This is a genomic window from Furfurilactobacillus rossiae DSM 15814 (assembly GCF_000428925.1).
In the GTDB taxonomy this organism is placed as follows: Bacteria; Bacillota; Bacilli; order Lactobacillales; family Lactobacillaceae; genus Furfurilactobacillus; species Furfurilactobacillus rossiae.
In genome coordinates this window covers 39,128-58,698 of the sequence record NZ_AUAW01000013.1, presented here as the reverse complement: position 1 = coordinate 58,698, position 19,571 = coordinate 39,128, and the positions used below count along the sequence as shown (strand labels likewise).

Annotated in this window: 17 protein-coding genes; 1 reads left to right on the top strand and 16 read right to left on the bottom strand. The window is 43.5% G+C overall.

Annotated features, from left to right (window positions below; all coding sequences use genetic code 11):
* Window positions 1-320 precede the first annotated feature (320 nt).
* Window positions 321-722, bottom strand: a complete 402-nt coding sequence (locus G400_RS0109175; protein WP_017262401.1) for an HlyD family efflux transporter periplasmic adaptor subunit — start codon at window positions 720-722, stop codon at window positions 321-323.
* Window positions 723-790: 68 nt separating this feature from the next.
* Between G400_RS0109175 and G400_RS0109170 the strand changes: the two genes are divergently transcribed.
* Window positions 791-2,032: an ISL3 family transposase gene (locus tag G400_RS0109170; RefSeq protein WP_017262400.1), complete on the top strand. Its 1,242-nt coding sequence runs from the start codon at window positions 791-793 to the stop codon at window positions 2,030-2,032.
* Window positions 2,033-2,338: 306 nt separating this feature from the next.
* On the opposite strand, the gene G400_RS0109165 is transcribed toward G400_RS0109170, so the two are convergent.
* The 15 genes from G400_RS0109165 to G400_RS0109095 all read right to left on the bottom strand — a co-directional run bounded on the left by G400_RS0109165 (window position 2,339) and on the right by G400_RS0109095 (window position 19,452).
* The gene (locus tag G400_RS0109165) at window positions 2,339-2,992 is read right to left on the bottom strand and encodes a hypothetical protein (RefSeq protein WP_017262399.1); all 654 of its coding nucleotides are present in this window, start codon (window positions 2,990-2,992) and stop codon (window positions 2,339-2,341) included.
* Between the two features lie 11 nt (window positions 2,993-3,003).
* Window positions 3,004-3,705 (bottom strand): CPBP family intramembrane glutamic endopeptidase, encoded by a 702-nt coding sequence (locus G400_RS0109160; RefSeq protein WP_017262398.1) that lies wholly within the window; start codon window positions 3,703-3,705, stop codon window positions 3,004-3,006.
* 8 nt (window positions 3,706-3,713) lie between these two features.
* Window positions 3,714-4,349 (bottom strand): hypothetical protein, encoded by a 636-nt coding sequence (locus G400_RS0109155; protein ID WP_017262397.1) that lies wholly within the window; start codon window positions 4,347-4,349, stop codon window positions 3,714-3,716.
* 1 nt (window position 4,350) lies between these two features.
* A complete protein-coding gene (locus G400_RS0109150) occupies window positions 4,351-5,589 on the bottom strand; it encodes a phage tail tip lysozyme (protein ID WP_017262396.1) in 1,239 nt (412 codons plus the stop codon).
* Window positions 5,590-5,600: 11 nt separating this feature from the next.
* The gene (locus G400_RS0109145) at window positions 5,601-5,858 is read right to left on the bottom strand and encodes a hypothetical protein (RefSeq protein WP_017262395.1); all 258 of its coding nucleotides are present in this window, start codon (window positions 5,856-5,858) and stop codon (window positions 5,601-5,603) included.
* A 2-nt stretch (window positions 5,859-5,860) separates the two neighbouring features.
* A complete protein-coding gene (locus G400_RS0109140; RefSeq protein WP_017262394.1) occupies window positions 5,861-7,807 on the bottom strand; it encodes a hypothetical protein in 1,947 nt (648 codons plus the stop codon).
* Window positions 7,808-8,479: a hypothetical protein gene (locus tag G400_RS0109135; RefSeq protein WP_017262393.1), complete on the bottom strand. Its 672-nt coding sequence runs from the start codon at window positions 8,477-8,479 to the stop codon at window positions 7,808-7,810.
* The gene (locus tag G400_RS14915; protein WP_017262392.1) at window positions 8,469-8,849 is read right to left on the bottom strand and encodes a DUF5592 family protein; all 381 of its coding nucleotides are present in this window, start codon (window positions 8,847-8,849) and stop codon (window positions 8,469-8,471) included. The genes G400_RS0109135 and G400_RS14915 overlap by 11 nt, the downstream gene beginning before the upstream one ends.
* A 107-nt stretch (window positions 8,850-8,956) precedes the next feature.
* Window positions 8,957-9,580 carry a hypothetical protein gene (locus G400_RS0109125; RefSeq protein WP_017262391.1) on the bottom strand — a complete coding sequence of 208 codons (624 nt, stop codon included), beginning with the start codon at window positions 9,578-9,580 and terminating at the stop codon, window positions 8,957-8,959.
* A 34-nt stretch (window positions 9,581-9,614) separates the two neighbouring features.
* Window positions 9,615-10,211 carry a hypothetical protein gene (locus tag G400_RS0109120; RefSeq protein WP_017262390.1) on the bottom strand — a complete coding sequence of 199 codons (597 nt, stop codon included), beginning with the start codon at window positions 10,209-10,211 and terminating at the stop codon, window positions 9,615-9,617.
* The gene (locus G400_RS0109115) at window positions 10,198-10,599 is read right to left on the bottom strand and encodes a hypothetical protein (RefSeq protein WP_017262389.1); all 402 of its coding nucleotides are present in this window, start codon (window positions 10,597-10,599) and stop codon (window positions 10,198-10,200) included. Before G400_RS0109115 ends, G400_RS0109120 begins: the two co-directional genes overlap by 14 nt.
* Before the next feature lie 100 nt (window positions 10,600-10,699).
* Window positions 10,700-13,375, bottom strand: coding sequence for a pLS20_p028 family conjugation system transmembrane protein (locus G400_RS0109110; protein WP_017262388.1), 2,676 nt, complete (start codon window positions 13,373-13,375; stop codon window positions 10,700-10,702).
* The gene (locus tag G400_RS14910) at window positions 13,372-16,392 is read right to left on the bottom strand and encodes a VirD4-like conjugal transfer protein, CD1115 family (RefSeq protein WP_017262387.1); all 3,021 of its coding nucleotides are present in this window, start codon (window positions 16,390-16,392) and stop codon (window positions 13,372-13,374) included. Before G400_RS14910 ends, G400_RS0109110 begins: the two co-directional genes overlap by 4 nt.
* A gap of 349 nt (window positions 16,393-16,741) precedes the next feature.
* Window positions 16,742-16,837 carry a type I toxin-antitoxin system Fst family toxin gene (locus tag G400_RS16315; protein ID WP_017262386.1) on the bottom strand — a complete coding sequence of 32 codons (96 nt, stop codon included), beginning with the start codon at window positions 16,835-16,837 and terminating at the stop codon, window positions 16,742-16,744.
* Window positions 16,838-16,956: 119 nt separating this feature from the next.
* Complete coding sequence (locus G400_RS0109095; protein WP_026017188.1) at window positions 16,957-19,452, bottom strand: hypothetical protein; 2,496 nt, start codon at window positions 19,450-19,452, stop codon at window positions 16,957-16,959.
* Window positions 19,453-19,571 lie beyond the last annotated feature (119 nt).

Sequence of the window (19,571 nt, the reverse complement as noted above, 5' to 3'; positions counted from 1 at the left end):
TTTTCCCGCCAATCGTATCCTTTGTATCTTCCGAAAATGCCGTTAAATCAACATTCCGGGTTCAATTTACATGTACCTTTTATTCCCACTCGATAGTAGATGGTGAACCCTGGGCGTATAATTTGAGTTAACCTCAAATTATTTTACTATGAGTAGTGCTGAACAAAAGTATTTTTGATTAAAGAAGTATTTAGAGACGCTTTCACTTCAGTAATTGATCTTAACTTTTTCGTTTTCCTACCGCTAAAATTCGTATGGGTGTTCCATTGGCCCCATTACATGGATTGATTACATTCTGCAATTATCTGTCACAACAGGTATCAATTATTATCCAGTACCTTATCTTTATAATAATCAAACCAAGTCACCTTGCCCGTAATAATCGCCGTTTGCCCAATCATCCCGTAGCGTAGTAACTGTGCCTGATCGGCTGTAATCGGAACGGCCGCTGTCACTTCATAAAAAGTCGCTTTACTCTCCTCGACTGGTGAGACCCCAATCTTTGTAACCACACCATCCAAAATGATTGGCTTCGGTACGTTCCGCGTGACTTTGAATCTAATGGCTTGCTTGACTTTAACGGAAGAAATATCCGCCGTCGAAATATATAGCTTAACGTTCACTCGCCGTTGTTGCTTGATTATCGGTAAAATTTTGGATCTAGAATTTTTGGTGTTGATACTAATAACGCCAGAGATTCTAGATCCATCTTTGTATAACAAAAGAACACCTAGTCTCCTCGGTGCTATGCTTTAAGCGACGAAACCCAAACAAAGCGAGGTATGACTAGATGTCCGACTTAAATAGTACTCTTAAGCTGCTTGGAATTACAGATTCGAATATCACGGTCAGTGATGTACGTGATGAGATCCGCGGTCACGGCCAGGGTCGTAAGAAGTATCAGGTGGTTCATGCAGAACTGACGTATTTCCTAGAACGCTGTCCAAGTTGTGGCATGCCGGCATTGCGACGCAATGGGCACATCCGTACGCGTATTCACGTCAACGGCCCCACTGATTGCCCGGTAATCCTAGAGTTGGATAAGCAGCGCTGGCGTTGTCGTAACTGTCGGTCAACTCTCACTGCCACGACGCCCGTCGTAAAGCCTAATCATGCGATCTCTACCGGAATTTCGGAGTATGCGCTCAAGCTCTCTAAACTTGCTATACCAGGGAAACAGATAGCTTCTATTACTGGTATCTCGACGACTTCTATTGAGCGCATCATCGACGATGATATCAAGCCGCATCCGCTCAACTACCTCCCAGTAAATTTGTGTTTTGATGAGTTCCGTTCGACTCACTCCACAATGTCATTTATCTGTATTGACGCAGATACTCACAAAAGGGTCACAGTGCTTGGTGATCGTCTCTCAGCGACCATTAAGGACTTCTTCAAGAGCCACTATTCGAGCGAGCAAAGAGCCGGCGTCAAACACATCTGTATGGATATGAACGCCGCCTACCAGAACTTTGCTCACGAGCTCTTTCCAAACGCCGAGATCGTAATTGACAGATTCCACGTTATTCAGCTCATCGGGCGTGCAATGGATCAGATCCGCATTCAGGCCCTCAAACAGATATCCGACAAACATTCACGTGAATACAAAGCCTTGAAGACCAACTGGAAGACTTTGCACAAGGCCAAGCCAGACGCAAAGTACCGCCATTATCGCTTCGGTCTTAATGAATCCCTCACCGATCAAGAGGTTATTGACATTGGTATTGATCCCTTTCCAAAGCTGAAGACCGCCTATGAGACGTATATCGACATTCATGACGCATTGCTGGGAGGTCACCCTAAACGCCTTAAGGCGCTGATCGAGAACTACCAACCTTGCGGTGAACCAATGGATACGGCGATTGCTACCTTGAAGCTAAATATCCGCGGGGTTTTAAATGCCTCTCAGACCTTGCTTTCCAATGGACCAATCGAAGGTGTCAATCGCAAAATCAAAGAACTTAAACGTTCCTGTTATGGCTTTGCAAATCAGGAGCGCATGTTCAAACGAATTTACCAACTGATTGCTTAGTGGTCCTTGAACTCATACTGGTACCCCGGGGAGGAGACACTAGGAATCCTGTACCCATTCCAAAATCAGACTCATAAAGGCCACCAAAGCACTCAATCCCATTGAATAACAAAAAGGTCTCTCCACAACGGAGAAACCTCAAAAGATAAAAACTATTCATCAACACCAATTGACAAAGTTCCTAGTAGGATCTCCTAACCCAGCTCTGTGGTATCAGCATGGACCCAAGTACCCAGAATATTATCTTGATAACGGTAAAGTGAACTCAAAAACAACCGGATATGGATGGATTGAATACTCTCAAAATTAACTAACGTTCAACAGCACTTGGTTCGCCATTCGGCACACGCGATCGTGACGCATACTATTCAAAACGCCATCATCTTTACGAATGCTACTGATTTGTGTATAGGATAATCCCGTAGTCGTCCGTAGCCATTTAGAAGAAAGCTCCGAATCGGTGATTGCCCAGCGCATCACAGCAACAGGATCAACACGGTTGACCACGTAGTTTCCTGACATACCATGCGCCAATAACAACGTATTGTTAAAAACCTCGACGATCAAACGTTGCAATTGTACCAGGCACGAATATGGATAAATAAAATCTTTATTTACGGCAATTACATTCTTCACGCCACTTAAAAATCGTGGTTCGTCTAAATTACGCGTAATATAAGTATTCAAACCACTGAGACTGATAAATTGCCGCTGAGAAACTGTCAGCATGCCAGTTTCAGCTTTATTAATCTCTTGCAAACCAAGTATGCCAGAAGTCAAATCATCATAAACACGTAATAGATCTTCGGCTGCACGAGCTTCATAGTTCGTGTGGTCTTTTTTTATGGTCTTGACTGAATATTCTTGTTCAAGTTGTAAAAAAGGTTTGCGATTAATCGGAATGAGTTGGTTAATGATTCGACACTCTTCCTGATCCACCGCTAAATTAATCATTTCCATGTTTTCCTCACCTACCGCTGCCATAACAGCAAACAAAATGTCAGTGTATTAACACCCATATGCGTGATAATGTTGAAACGAAGGTCACGTTCGCGGTGATAAATCCACTGCAAATAAATCGAAAATAACACATAAACCAGTAGTACCGAATCCTCATGCATCATGCCAAACGCCCAGCCGGTTAAAATAGCTGCGATCCACCAGCAAACGTTTTCGTTTGCACCAGTTAAGTGAACGTGAAGCCACTTGGTCACACCACTAAAAACGGACTGTCTAAACACTACTTCTTCAAGATACGGTGCAATCAGTAAAACCATCAGCATCATAGCTGGTGAATTCATGATTTGCCTGCTCAAAGTCGCTGTATTAGTCGAACTGACAGCTGAGTCACGATTGCCAGCGGCCACTAAACTAACCGCTACAATCGCCACAAATGGCATGAAAACGTACATCAACATGCGTAGACTGACTGCCCACCACGATTCATTGGGGCGTGACTGCGGATATGACTTCACGATCGGATCTTTGGTAGCCCGCATGGTAACAAGAATCAGTAAAAATATGAGCATCAGCAAACCATTGATATGCTGCCATTGCAAGATTGGCAGTGCGCCGATCGTCAGCATCAGCAAGAAATAACCGCCAACCGTTATTCGATTTATTTGACTGTCACCATTTGCTTCAAGTGCATTGGACACTTCTAAATACGTCATCAAATCGCCTACTTTGCCATAACGCCAAGATACTTAACCTGCGTAAAAATTTGTTGTCCTGGATTGTACGTGACGGCATAAATCGAGGTCGCCGTGCGGCCATTACTGTCCATGCCATCTGCTAATACCGAGTATTTAACTAACGCCAAACCTTGCAGCTGTTTAGCCTGATTTTCGCCAGTGTTATGCGTCAAATTGACTGACAGTAACGTCGATTGCATATTAGATTGTCGCTGTGCCTTTTCGTTATTTTGAATCTGCTGTTTAGTGCCAACTAACGTGTCAGCCAGCGCTGCTGAACTATATTTAGCAACTTGATCATGTCGATCACCGTAAGAGTTGTTGTCATAATTAAACATAGCACCGAACAGGTTCTGAGCCTGCTGATCCATCTGTGGATAGTTAGTCGTCACATCAGAACTGTGAACAGCCTGTTTAGCAGAGCCTTCAGCAGAAGTCTTAGCCTGTTTCAGGGTCTTTGTTTTCTGTGTTAATGCCTGCTTGTCCGCAGTCAATTGTGCGACCCGCGCATCTTGCTTTGGATCAATAAAAACCTTTTGGACACCAAATATCAAACCGGCTCCAAAAACAAAACAGATGACGCATAACCAAACAATAGAAGTACCTTGTTTCCTATTTTGCATTTTACTTATCCCCTTGCTTCGTTCTTTTGAAATGAATAAAATTCGAGACCTGGCTTACCGGAATTGTGCGTGTGTGATACTTACCATCTGGAGCACCCCCGACAAGCCAGTTGTATTCTTCCAGTTTGACCTTATCGCCATCAACAGAATCCACGTAAGCCACATGGCCATAAGGATTACTGCCAGTTCCATCAAATTGAGCAATGGTTCCGGCCTTAGCATCATGATCCACCTGCACACCTTCAGCTCGTGCGCTGGTGGCCCACTGGGCACCATTACCTAAAGCATGAATCAAGTTACCAGGTACACCAGCAGACTGCATGCACCATGCCGACCAGCTAGTACACTCACGATTTGGATAACCATTTTGATCATCAATAGAATCCTGTGTCGCATTCTTTAAATTATCAGGGTAATCATCGCCTTTGGCTTCACCAGGGTCACTACTGTCATCACCACCCGCCTCACAGGATTGATCAGATTGACCACCATCTGAGCTAGTGCTAGTCGTTGGATCGGTCGCATTATCAAATGAACTCGTCATAACTGGATCAGTTCCGGCTAGTTTCGTGTACCACTGATGAGCCTGTGCCTGACGGCTGGGCTGAGTACGTACTTGTGGTCGTTCATAATCATCAATCCATGCTTGCGTAGCCGAATCGATATCATTTGAAGATAATATTTTCTTGAACGATGGCGTTTTTTGAACTTCCTGCCAAAGGTAATCCAATTGAAAACTCATGTCTTTCCAATCAACACCTTTGGCTTTAGCAGCGTTCAATAACGCAGTATGTCTATCAGCAGTCCATTGAACCAACCCAAGTCCAACATCAGTATCACTAACGGCTGCACCTTCGGCCACATCACCTTGAGTTCTCGCAGGGTTTAAACCTGACTCAGATTGCATGTTCCCAATAACAGCAGCCACACCAGCAGAGGTAGCTCCTTTTTTAATCAAATAGTCATAAACTGTTTTCGCATTTTTATTCATATCCGCGGACGTGGCCGCTCCTGCCGTCACACTGGTATTATCCTGATCAGTGCTACAGTCATTGTCATCGCTAGATATTGTCATCATTACAATTAGCAGACCAGCAAACACAACAGCAAAGACAATAGCGAACACAGTTGAACTACCAAAAACGGCCGCCAAACCCCGTTTGAGCCATTTTTTAGAAATTCGTTTTGTTGCATCTTTGGCCAACTGACTGCTCTGATCGTTTTCTGGATCATTATCCATTACCACACCCCCTAAAGCGTCAGTAGCCAAATCAAGCCAGTAATTACCATGAGAACGGCCAGTATTTTGAGATAACCAAGAATCATTGGCCAGTTGTTGCTCGGATCAACCTTGCCTGATTTAATGTCCTCAACTCTCGTATTCAACATATTGGCCGTATACTGCTTGAAATTCCGGCCAACATTGAAAACCTTACGAACATTCCTTTTTCCGGAACGAAGTGGGTGCGGCCAGTGTAAACGATGTTTTTTTATCTTTTCAGTTGTCACCTTTAAAGCCCCCCATCGTATCGATAACGTTCTTCATCAGTTAGTTGAACCGTAAATTGAATATTACGGTCGCCACTAATGTTCGCGTTAACTTCACCTTGTCGTAACTTCGTTAGACTCTGTAATTCGGCATGCGTCGAGGACCCACCATAGGCCAGCCTCAACGATGGCAAATCAACGTCTGACGTTTGGAAATTGAAGATGATTTGCATCAGTCCGAAAATTTTTCGTACAGCGATAACATACGGATCTGTCGCTGATGAAGTGCCATCCAAAATAATGTCCTTAATCGTGGGTGCAATCATGTTGATTGCACACATATTTTTACGCATTTGTTCCATCATCTTGGCCAAAAACTCAACACCAAATGGAAACCTAGGTGTGATCACATTTTCAACTTCATCAAAATTGAGATAGTACCAGCGGATATCATCCGTCGTAATCTTTTTTTGACGTAATGCCTCACGGTAATACGTTCCGTTACGCACAATATCTTGGCTCATCAAAGACAGCACTTGGTAAAACTGAATGTTGAAGATGGCCTTACTGCCTTGCACAAGACCGCTGTAATCAAAATCAATGACCTGAGTGCTCGACAGTGCAGGCATCAACGTCGGTCCATCGAATAAATCACCGTGATCAACCAACAAAGTGCTAAATGCATTCACGATTCGATCCATTGACTGACTCTTATACTCTGGCAGTTGTGCATGGGCATTCGTAATTGCATTACGTTGTGCTTGTTTAATAAACGTTACAAATTCACTCAATGTCGGGTATTTTTCTGGACTAAGTTCTGCTATCGGCGGCACGTTCTGGTGCTTACGCGCATTTTTGATCCATAGCTCTTCATTGATGTAAAAGTCCGTAATCCACGTTTCCAAGGTCGTTAAATCATCATCAGTCGTTTTGTTATTCAAAAACTGCAGCACGTTTTTGAGCTTTTCAGTATTCGCATCAAAGGAACTGGCTTGATCCACGTAATCACCATTTTTGGAAGTTACGGTGGGAAACACTTGGAATAAGTTAATCTTGAATTTTGGAGAATCTAAGGGAATAACTATCCCTCCTTGCCCGATCGTTTGATCTTCATATTCGTGTGATAGATCAAAGTTTCGAATCCAGGCTCCGCGTGAAAAAACATCATCGTTAATCTTTTTCCCAAAACCAGATTTACCCATACCTGGGTTGCCCAACTCCAGAAAAAAAGAGCGCGTACGTTTACGATCTCGATAAAATGGATCCCACATAACTTCACCATTCGTCTTTGTATAGCCGAAATAGGTGCCCCGTGGATCATCGAGTTTTACATGATTAAATAGATAAGAGCCACCAAGTGCATATGCCGAAATTGGAATCCCATGATCAGAATTCGGCATTTTTTCTTCGCTCATCGGTGGCACGAACACTGACTGAAAATCGTAAAGCTGTTCTTCAGCGTAAGCCGACATACTAAATTCAGTGTGATCCTGTTTTACCTTAGCCACGCGTTTATGCAATTCATCCAATGTATTGGCATAAACGAACAGCCGCCAATAAGTCCGCTTCAGCACCTCACCATGACGCTTAACCATGTTCAGCAACGTCATCTGATCATTGACCGCACCGATCGCGTCCGAGTTATCCGACGCTTTCGCCTTACCTGAAACCCGTGTGGCTTGTTCACTCGTTGAGCGGTCCAACCATTTAACCACCTGATCATGGTTCTCCGTTCCAAGTGAAATCACACTGTACGTTGAGTCACCACTGACAAGTGGCACGCCCCAGAACATTTCTAGGCCATGTGGCGGATACTTCCAGATCCGCAAGCAGGTCACATATGTGTCGCCGATCTGAATGTAATCGGCATGTGGGATCACATTGCCTTGTGGTTGTGTTCTGGCAATAAATCCAAGATCATACCCCTTGGCCTCTAGTTCACTAATTTCTTTTTGCTTCAACGTCTTCACCTATCCCTTATCAATCCGCAATGCCGGATTGTTAATGCGTGTGACAATTTCTTCTTTTCGTTTACGAGAAATTGGCTCAAGAATCACAGCACCGCCACCCCAGCTTTTAGCGTTGCTAATCAAATCGGTTAGCTGCCGAGTCGTTTTCCCAAAGAAAAACATGATGTACTCCTGGTTAAACAGTTCCTGTTCAACCACATGCGTTTGCTCAATACGATCGGAAATAAACTGGATCCGCGTTGAGAGTTGCTTAGCAATCGCTGGATCATCAATTGAACGCAGCTCTTTGTTCAACTTGATGTATTGTCGCGTCCAGTACCCACGTTGTTGACTGGTATCAACAGGAAAAGGCGAAACAAATATTTTTGTTGCTTCAACATAGCGCCGCAAAAAATCCTGGTACTGACCAATAATCGCCACACTATCATCAGGTGGTAGCGAGCCAACATCCTGGCCTCGAACCGACATCATCTCTACGTAACCATCTGCATCGTCAGCTAAACGCAAATACGCATAGCGATCATGTGTTAGTCCTCGATAGCCAACGAGCTTGGTAATCACTTCTAAATTCAACGCATCAAAGCGGCTCGTCGTTTGTTTGCTTTTATGATGTCCAAAGTGCAACCCGCCACTACGTGTGTCGCTCGGTTGCTTAACTGTTCTAATCGGCATAGGTATCACGCTCCTCTTCAGCCGTTACACCCACGCCATTGCGTGCTGCATTATCAGGTAAGATGTGATCAAATTCGTAATAGCCAAACGACTGATAACCGTGATCAGGCCAATTTGTCAGTAGCATCAGTAAGATCCGCCAATTTTCTCGTCCAGGATTAGTGCGAGGACGCATGATCAAGTAAATGCCTAAGATAAAAGCGCAAATATAAAAGAAGATTTTTTGAAGCATTTGACTGGTAGGAAACATGCTTTCGCCGATAAACATCGAGAGTCCAAACACTAGGGCAAAAACACCAATGTCAACCGCGTACAACACCCATATTTTCATCTGCGAACGTACCGTTCCTACCACGGGAAAATCTTGCATAAGAAAAAGCCTCCAATATCTGAATACTTGCTTCAGATACTAGAGACTTAAGGATTCTATTCAACTTTCGCCAAGTCACGCACGCGACAGGACCAACAGTAGGTTTGCTATCTGTGAAGTGATACAAACACTGACCGTTGTTCCTCCGCCTTTATGATGGACTGGCCGACCCCATCAGCCAGTTTCATTGGCTCAATTACATTATACAAAGTACCATTTTTCTTATATAGAAGGTACACTGGCGATTTTCCCTCACCCAAAAACAATGGACTCAAAGGAATCCAATTAACCTTAGTTGAACTAAAAACTGGTTGCTTAGTATTTGTGCTAATCAAATAATACTTCGTCGCCTTTGGCATTTTGTTGCGTAATTGCACAACTTGATTACCAGTTGCGTTGCCTAATTCTCCATTCTTACCAGGAAATTGAAAGGTTTCGGAAGCTGACTCCTTCGTAATAAGTGCACGTGCTTGTTGATACGTCTTAGGCTGCACGTGCCCCTCAAATTTAAATTGTTCATTATCCTTTTTTCCGTTAAATTGTAACGTCTTGTCATCAAACGTGACAGACACAGGCGTTTTTGTCCTTTGTAAGCTATGTGCTGTTTTATACGTGAAAATAGTGCCATTGTACTGATTTTTCTGCCCATTTTCTTTCTTAGCACAAGCACTTAATCCAATGCTCAGCACCAAGATTGTCAGTATTGAGAAGAGTTTCTTTGCTACCATCATTTCATCGCTTCCATTAGACCTGAACTTTCAGCCCTCACCGCTTTAACAACACAAAAACCTGCCACTTTGGACTAACATGATCTACCATTGCTGTGGCTGCATTATAAAGTGTGTTGCCTTTTTTGTATAAAAGAAACTGCCCATTGTTGGCTGTAAATTCAATGCTCCTAGGCTTTACCCAGTTAACTTTGTCAGACTCAAAAATACCTTGATTGTAATCTGTATTTACAACATAAAATTCTTTGGCTTTGGGCAAAGTGGCCTGTGCAGTCTTCAATTGTTCACTCGTAACATTTTTAGAATCAATATCCGCAATTCCATTTAAAGAAACAACTTCAGGTGTGATCATTTTTTTAACTTGGGCATACGATTTTACTGTATACGTGCTCTTGAAACTAAACTTAGCATCATGACTAGTGCCCGAAAAATTTAGTTTTTTATCTGAAAAGGTAATCTTTACAGGTGTTTTTACCACTTCTGTACTATGCGCAGATCTATACGCATAAATCGCACCATCATATTGATTACTACTGTTACCTTTTTTATTGGCACAAGCTGCCAAGCCAAAGCTCAAGCCTAGAACCGTCAACGCTGTTAAAATACGACTCCATTTCTTCTCAATTACCTCCATTTTTTAAAGTATCTTCATACAAATCAACCAGTTTAACTGGATTATCAACCAAATTCTGTAAAACAGCTGCTAACAACGCATCGCCAGACTCATTATGTCCTGCCAATTGATCAGCAGTAGTTTTAATTTTTTTTTGCAACAATCGAAATTTGTGTTGCTTCATTAAATCTTGTAGCCGCAAAGCATCAGCAACCTGGCTCAAAGCGACAATTGTTGTCCATTTAGCATTAGCTAAGTTGCTAGTACCCACACGTAGGTTATGGAAACTTTGTCGGCTAATTTGATTATTAGTCTGCGTTCGAACAAAGGCACCCGTTAATTTTCGATTATCGATGACCGATTGGGCCTTTATAAAAATACGCTCATATTCATCGTTTTTGTTTCTCATTTGCATCACCAGATTCAGTATAAAACTCTTTTTCGTAAATTACAATTTACACGAAAAATAAATAAAAAAGCCCCGAAGGACTTTTTCCATTGTCATTGTGTTAGTCATCATCAAACCGATCCGACTCTTTACCAGGAATTCGACCTTGCTGACCAGCACCGAATTGGTGCATTGCTTCATAGCTCGCAACGTTCTTAACGCCTTTAGCACCAAACTTAGCAACTGCGTCGCCAGCTTTTTCAACCGCACCCTTTGAGTCCGATTTACCGTCACCGGCCTCTCCAGAAGCGCTAGCGCCAGCAACCTCAGAAGTGTCACCTGTATTAGAGCTAGGACCTTCAGGGCTAGGACCTTCAGGGCCAGGCCCATCAGGATCTGATGGACTAGTCTTTGATTGTTGCATGGCAGCACTATATTCAGCTGCTGCGCCACTCTTACTAAAGTCATAGTGCCCTACGCCAACTTCTGGATGGTTCTTAGCTGCTTCTGACGCGATAGCATCCATGCTACGTTCTTTGGCTGCTTCTTCGGGATTTAGTGAAGAAGCCCCCGTATTGTCATTTTGACTGCCAAGATTTGCATAACTGTCGCCAGACATTGGGTTTGCCGAATCAGTACCTGGCCCAGCCTGTGAAGCAGCATTGGCACTGTTCATCGATGCATTTTGCATCGACTCCATGTCAGCCAGAGTCATGGCACTAGAGCCATCACCATACAGATCTTCTGATCCAAAGCCTTGAGAATCATCGTCGGCAGGATTCAAGGAGCCAGCAGCATCGGAACCCGTCATATCTCCATTAGAGCCATCTGCACCGCTGCCATCGAAACCATCACTGCCAAGATCCTGTTCGGTTGAGATACCATTACTGCCGTCAGGATCTAAGTTGTTATGCGAGTTATCCTGTCCAATATTATTACTATTGTCATGATTCTCATTTACACCTTGGTTAGGTCCACCAGTCTGGTTATTTGATTGATTACCGCCATGCTGATGATTTTCGCCATGCTGTTTTTGATTATTCTCGTTATCAGAATTTTGCGTGCCGCCGTTTTGGTTACCACCTTGTTCATGGTTGGCATGACTGTTCAAATTGTTATTATTGGCATTCGAATCACCTGTTGAACCACCGGCACCTTTGCCTGGAACATTGCCTGTCGAAATGCCACCAGCATTAGCCTGTCTAACTCGTTCTGCCGCCGCTTTGGCTGCTTCTGAGCTAACACCATTACCATTTTGCTGTTTCTCAAGACCTGGTGTTTTACCTGGCATTGCCTCTGACGAATCTTTCGACTCTTTATTTGTGCCTTTACTTGAGTTTGATTTACTTGAATGATTGGACAACATACCCAATCCTTTAGCAGTGCCACCAGCAGCCATCGTCAGCATTGAGGCTACTCCGGCGCCAGCCATAACGGCAGCACCAAGATGATTAGCCTCGTCACCAAACCCTTGTGTGATCCCTGACATACGCTGAATATAGGCAATCCCAGAAAACATTACATACCCGCCGGCCGCGTAAATAATCATCGTTGTAATTCCACGCATCAAAAAGTTCCATGACGTTGGCATCATTGGCGGTACTATTGCCAGAATCGCAAAGTAGACTCGAATTACAACGAACATCAGTGCAATTGACATAAAGAAACCCGCAACCGTGGAAATATAGTCACGCAACTTCTTTGATTCACGCACACTTTGTGCCGCGACCAAGGGCGCCAACAGATTCAAAACTGTCAGTTCAAAAATATCCTTCAATACACGCCAGATTGCCAAGGTCAAAACGATAGCCAAAATTAACTGTTGTCCAATCAATGGAAACCATGACACATCGTAGCGAGCATACGCTGGGTCATTCAACGTCCCCATGCCCGTATTCGGCTTCAGTTTAGTCAAAGCGTATTTCAAAGTGTATTGACTGTCAGAAACCTCATCTAATTCATAATCAATAGGATCTGTGGCCGAATCAAAATGATTTGACGCCTGCAACTTATCTAGCCCCAAAGTCTTTTCAGTATCAGAATCTAATGATTCGCCAAAGTTGACATTTTGAATTTGCTTAGCAGTTGTCAAAGTGTTCCAATCTGTGGCTTTTATATGATCAGGATCAGTATTAAATCCTTGAGCTACCAACTCAGCCTTATCAATAACATTGTTATGGATCGGCAGCACCGATAAACTAGCTTGTCCATCAGTCGAAAAATCATGTTTATCACTAACGTTAGTTTGTTCAACATCTGACTGTGCCGATTGTGCAATGTTACCTAATCCTAGGCCTTTGTTGACCCCACTATTCACGGTGGACATAATCAAAGGCAGGATTGTTAAAAGCAAACCAATCATAAAGAGATTGCCAAGAACTTTACTCCAATTAATGGAATGGGTGATTGACTCCCAGACCACAATCATAATACCCAATCCAATTAACGCCCAACCTATGATGAATAACACCGTGTAGAGGCCATGCAACGGTGAGCTAATAGAGGTTAACACACCGTCCCAGCCCAGTAATGAAATAGACCAATTGAAAATTGTCTCAATACCGCTATCAAAATCATAGAGGCCTTTTACCATGACTGATCCTAACCAACTAAAAATTTCAGTAGTAATTTCCAAATGAGGCTGATGCATGATTGGTTCCCATGTTAAAAACCAAGAGATCACTGGTTTAGAACTCAATTGAGCCGAATCTGCTACATCTTTAACTGACCCGCCCACTGGTATTGCAAACCAAATCATTTTGGCTAATACATATCTAAATAAATTCATGAAGCTCATGACGCCGCTCCTTCCTGTGCCAATGCGTTAGCAACTATTGGATCATCGCTTAACGCCGACTCATAACCATATTTTCGACGAATTTCGTCTAAAGAACCGACCAATTGCTGCCCCATCTGATGGTTACCTTCAAACAAGGTACAGATAAACCGCAGACTGTTATGCCGTTTGTGCTGCCAAAAGTTACCGATGTCATCCATCAATTTTTGACTATCCACAATCGACTCACTGGGCTTCAAACCCATCAGCTCTGTGGCCAACACCGTGGACGCATCTTGGAGTTCTTCAGGATCACTCAGTTCTGACCCACTAAAGATTGGATCAGTGGCCACTTCACCGAGATCATCCATATCTGGATGGGTGAAGTCGCTCAACTCAGGGGCGCGTGACTCTAACGTTCGTGGCGCATTGTTCGCTGAAACCGTCGGTCGTGCGATGTCTTGCCCACTAGCGAGCGGCTGATGAACGTCTGCTCCCTCGCTGATCAATTGTTGCAAGTCCTCCAACTCTTGATCATATTTGACCGCTAACGTTACCAAATCTAATCGTTGATGCAAACTCGTCAGCCCGATGTCAGACAAGGTCGTTGAATCATCGAACTCACGCTGCAAGAATTTATAGCGGTACGGCATTTGCGTATCGCCATGATCAAAAATCGGATAATCCATAATCGATTGTTTTTTGTTGTCCTGGCGATGAACTGTTCGCAGCACAACCATTTCGCCGCCCTGTAGTCTCATCAATTCGGTTGGCTTCATCAAATCCTGACTGATGTACTGCGTGGAAATATTCACGGAAGAAACTTTTGCCGCCTGCCCAGATTGTGTTTTAACGGCCACTGTTCGTTGTCCAATGCGGCCTGAGATTTGTTTGGCCGTGTCAATCGAACTGGTCAAAATATAAAGCGTGTTGGAACAATTATCCTGAATCGTGGCGGCCTGCTGCTTCGTGTAATGCAGCTCCAATTGTTCGAAATTTTGAACAACCAAATCAAAGAAGATATTTTGACCTAACCCGATCGAAACCTTTTGTTCTAGGTTCGCGATAGTCGGCAGCTGACCCAATTCATCAATAATGAACCCCAAACGGGTAAAAGCCTTTCTGCCATTGAGGAGTGCCATGCGATAAACCTGATTAAATATTTGATCAATCGCAAATGCTGGCAACTGGTTGTAACTTGGGTTGTCCGGCGGCGTAACAAGGAATAAGGCTACCGGAGCTTCAGAATATTGAAGTTCACAAGATCGCATTTGCGGCTTTAGCGCCACCGACTGTAACGTTAATTGCACTTTTTTAAGCAAGGGTTGCCTTGTATATTCATCCAACTCGAAATTCTTTCCGAATCCCTTACGCTTATAGAGTTTTAAGCCACTAAATTTAAAGACATCGCCTTTAATTGAATCGGGGTTTTTCTCAAAGCCAAAATCAACAGTAAACGTAAAGCTATCAGGCAGTTTTGTTTCAATGGCATACCGCAAAATACCAACCTTATCGACTAATTGAGTTCTCTTTTCGAGCACTTTGCCCTTGGCATTGAAAAACGTTACGATTCCGGTGTGAAATTGGTATTTATCTGCCAAGCGCAATTTCATAATTCGCGGAAAGCCCATATTTTCGAAATTAATGGAATTCATAGAGGTTAGTTTTCCAATATTGGCCTGGTTGTAAATTTTGATCCCTTCAGAAGCTGATGAATAGATGTTTCCAGACGTTTCATCACCAGCAAATTTCGACTGTGCGAATGCGTCATGTGCCATTTGCCTAAATTTGTCTGGATGCAACTGGTTTAACTCGTCCAATGCTTCAAAATAAATGATTAATTTGGATTTTCGTTCACCAGTTGGCCGCGCGTCAGCACTAGTAGGATCAAATTCAATGCCTTGTGCTTCAGCCATTTCTGGTGTTAATACAGGCTTTCCCTTGCTGTTAATTTCAACGTTCACACCACCAAGATCAGTCATCATGTGATCAACGTTGTACATCGTGACCTGATCCCAGGCGTCATGACGTTTGGCATAGTCTAGTAATGCTAAGATCAGTGCATTGAGTAAGTTGATGGAACTATTCTGCCAGAACTTATCCTTGGCATTTGGATCCACGTAGATGGCCGATGAAATCGCGTTGACATCTTGCTGAACCTCATCGTAATAACCTTCGCGGGCCTCTTCGATGATTTTTTGTAACGGATTGTAGCTCGCTGAAAAATCCATGTTGATCAAGTTGAGCACCTGCACGTCATAACCCTGCTTCCGTAAAAACTTGTATGACATTTGATACAACTCACCTTTAGGATCGTTGACGACCATGGACGTTTTGATTGATGCACGCGCTAAATTTTCTAACATTGGGTTGATTACAGTTTCACCTTTACCGGAACGAGTAATCCCAATGATCAATGAATTAGTAGCCGTTGAGTCAATCAAATACCAGCCATATGGCACAACCTCACGTTTTAAGAGCGGCACCAGATAATATCGCGTAAAGCGAATTGGATGTGTTCTGAAGACCTTACCTGAAGCAACGGGGTAATGTTGAACCACAACGCCGCCGTGCCCCTTAAACGGGACGCCACGGTCTGCAATCAATGGATATTGCCGCAATGTCTCCGTTTCAGTCGTAAACCGGTCGTTCCCATATTGGCCTTGATTGGTGGACCGGTTCTTATACCACACCCGCATCAAAATTGGTGCTAACCAGGCTGTCAAAATCAACCAAATGGGAAGCACTAAAATTGGACTGAGCAAAATCATACCGTAGTTCTTAAAGTTGGTGATCGCCCAACTGCTGGCCAATACATCACTGCCAACAAAGTTGAAGTTGCCACTCATAACGCCTGGCATGTTAGTGCTTAACCAGCCAATCAGTCCCCGTACGCCTGATGACAAGTACAGAGCCAACCACAAAGCACCCGTACTAGACCATAGAACCAACAGGCAAGTGAGTACCCACGGTTTCCCAAGTACGTTGCCGAACCGACTACCTTTATTTCCGCGTTCACGGTCATACTTATTTTTCAAATTGCAACACTCCTGTCCAACTTTCTTAAAAAGTTGTGCTATTCGTGGTCAGACTGGCCACTACACGAGTGCATTTTTGCAAAAAAAATACCCTTGGCAAACTTTCGCCAAAAGTTGGGTAGGTTGAGCAATTAGATTTTTGAAAAGTCTAAATTATATTTTACTATGTAGGGTGTGTCCTTACTGTAAGTTGTGGTCCTGTCATTCGTGTAAAAAGATGTTATACTGTAACTACACAAATGGTAAAGAGTAACATGACTGTCAAAGCCCTGAAGAGTGGCATCTCTTCAGGGCTTTTTTTGCGAATAATTATTCAATTAGACGGACAGGTTGGATTCGCAGCCGGTTATCACTTGTCATGGTGATCCAACCACCGCTTAAATAAAATAAGCAGTACACCAACGGCAAACGGGCCCACAATAATGGTAAAGATTAGTTGTAACATGGCTATCCCCCTCTCATCGTTATTATGCGACGAGCCGGGCCGGCTACAGCTAACCATTTTACACGTTTCTCAAATCAATTGGTGAACTGATCTGTCGTCACTGCCCACCACTATAAAAATTACACATTCACATTCTCTACTTGATTCGACAAATCGTAGTAGTAATTGTTGCGAAGGATGTTTAACGTCATCTTAGTTCTTTTTTTCGAATTGAGTTGATAATTCTTCAGCTTGCTTAAAGCCACACGAACGTCGTTACAATTATTGTTCAACAACGCCGTATCTAATGCAGCATACTTAGCCTGCGGCAACGCCTGCACGCCAGCTAAATCAAGATTATCAAATGCTCGTGTTTCGCGTTCATTATCACTATCGACTGTAACTGACGAAGACTCCGTTGATGAGCTATTCTTAGTTACCTTTTTAGTGTGTCTTACCTGGGAGTTTGAACCAGAACTGTGTTGAACAACTTGCCGACTTAATGAAGCCGACATAGATGATTGCCAAATTGCTTGATTATCGGCTCGATTAGTTGTTTGACTGTGCATCCAAAAGCCCCCACCAATAACACCGGCCACCAGTACAGCAATCAAAACTAGAGCCATCTTTAGTAAACGTTTCAAACCTAAAATTTGAACCGTCTTTTGATCCTCTTTCTGGTCAAGTTGATCCTCATGTTGCGGTGCTGTTGGTTTAGGCTCTGGAGCATCCTTGCCGGCTAAATGCGCGCCTAATGCGAGTGCCTGTTCAATAGTTAATCCTTCGGTTCTAGAAGCTCCCCGGTTAGCAGCTTCACGTTGCGCTGCTAACTGCTCATTACGATCTTTTAATGTGTCTACTGTGCTGGTTAAACGATCAACCTCAGCGCGATCCTGTGTGTGCTGGCTTTTTAATGTTTCAGTCTGCGATTTGGCTTGCGTTGCGCGCGTAGTCATATCAGAAAGCTGCTGTGTTAATTGATGAACTGAATCATAAGGCGCTGAAACTCTTCGGCTCTCATTTTCTGCTTGTTGCACCGCTGCACGTTTGGTCATGGCATTTAAATGCTCAGTCGTAAAACGTGCTTCATCAGCATCTAAATCGGCCTGGTAATCTTGAAACATTTTCAGCAATACATCGCTCGCAGTACCGCGTAGTTTTTGGACATAACCATTTAGATTGATTTGAGCGGCCCGTAACAGCTTCTTTCGTAGATCTTCAACACCAGTTTCAATCTCTTGAGTTTGTTGAGATAAGCGTTGTTTTTCTTCGGCGACCGCCGCTTTTTCAAACTGAACATTCAAATTCTGAGTCAATTGTCGTTGATCATCCGCATACTGTTTGGTTAAAGAGGCGATTTGGGCTTCATATCGTGCTTTAGCATCAGCCGTATCCTTATCAAACTTAGCTTTTAGCTTGTCCTTACCGGCCTTTTCTGCAAGGTCGTGCTGGTCCGCGTACTTAGTCCCAACCTCATGATGAATGTCCTGAGTATGATCAGATGCTGTCCGAAACTGCGATAATTGCTGTTCAATATCCTTGACCTGCTGGCTCTGCTCAGCCAATAACAACTCGCCATTACGAGCTGTTATTTTTTTTGCCCCACTCAACAACTGTTCATTGTAGTCACGCCGCTTATTCTGCAAGGCGTAGTCAACATAATGTTCATCTTCAGGACCGACAGCAGCAACGGCTTTAACTTCAAATAAACCTGGTTCAGCAGTTGCTCTAGCAATCAAATCATTGACCGTGTCCTCAGTAGCAGCACGTGCTTTAACCTGATCATGTTGCACACGTCTAGGTTGATCAGTATTGCCTACAGTGGTCGATACGGAATGCGCAGTGCTAGAAATCACCGGTGCGGCACTGGGTTTTGCTGCTACATGACTATCGCTATTCGTTGGCTGTTTAAGCGCGTTGATCTCTTTTTGATCTAAAACAGTCCCTGAACCAGGCACATACACCGGCTTACTAGGTAACTTTGTCTGGTCGGTCTGACCAGAATAATCAGTAGGTTCCGCTGTCTTCGGCTTATCAAGGCGCTCTGGTTCGGACACGGTAACTTGTTGTGCTGGAACGTCTAGGGTTACATCCGGGCGTTCTGGGTGCAGCTCGTCCTTAACTTCGTCCTCTTTAGGGACTCGCGCTAAATTGTCTCGGCTAAGTCCCGTGGAAGCCAAGTAGGAATCGCTGATCCCTCTAACTAAATCTATTTTTTCCTTGAATTTAACATTCAGATTATCCGGATCATTAAAGATCGACTCAAATAATGGTTTAGTCACATTCTGATAGTCAAATGGAATTTCGAAATCATCCAGAATCAGTGCGGTGAACGGATTATTGGCATCAACCTTCGCGTCCAAATCATGTTTGTCGACTTTCAAGGTCTGTAGGGCAAAGGCACCATCATCAATTACCTGCTGGCTAGACTGCAGTGCCATAAAAAAAGCTTCAGCATCTTTAAAACTTGCCAGTGGCAAAGTGTCAAGTAAATGTGGCGACTTGTCGTTAATAAGTTTAGCAATGTTTTCATCCTGATCAGGTCCGGTACCCTGGCGGAATTCAATCTCAAGATAATATGGATCTTCTATTGCCGCGTCAACACGCAACTTTTTATGGCCAAATGGAAACTTCATTTTTTCTTCACGTCCATTCATTTTTATCGTCTGTAAACACTGTTACTTTAATCGTTTGACTTTCAGGCTCAACTTTCGCCATCTCACACGAAAAAAGCCGTCCAATCAAATTGGACGAC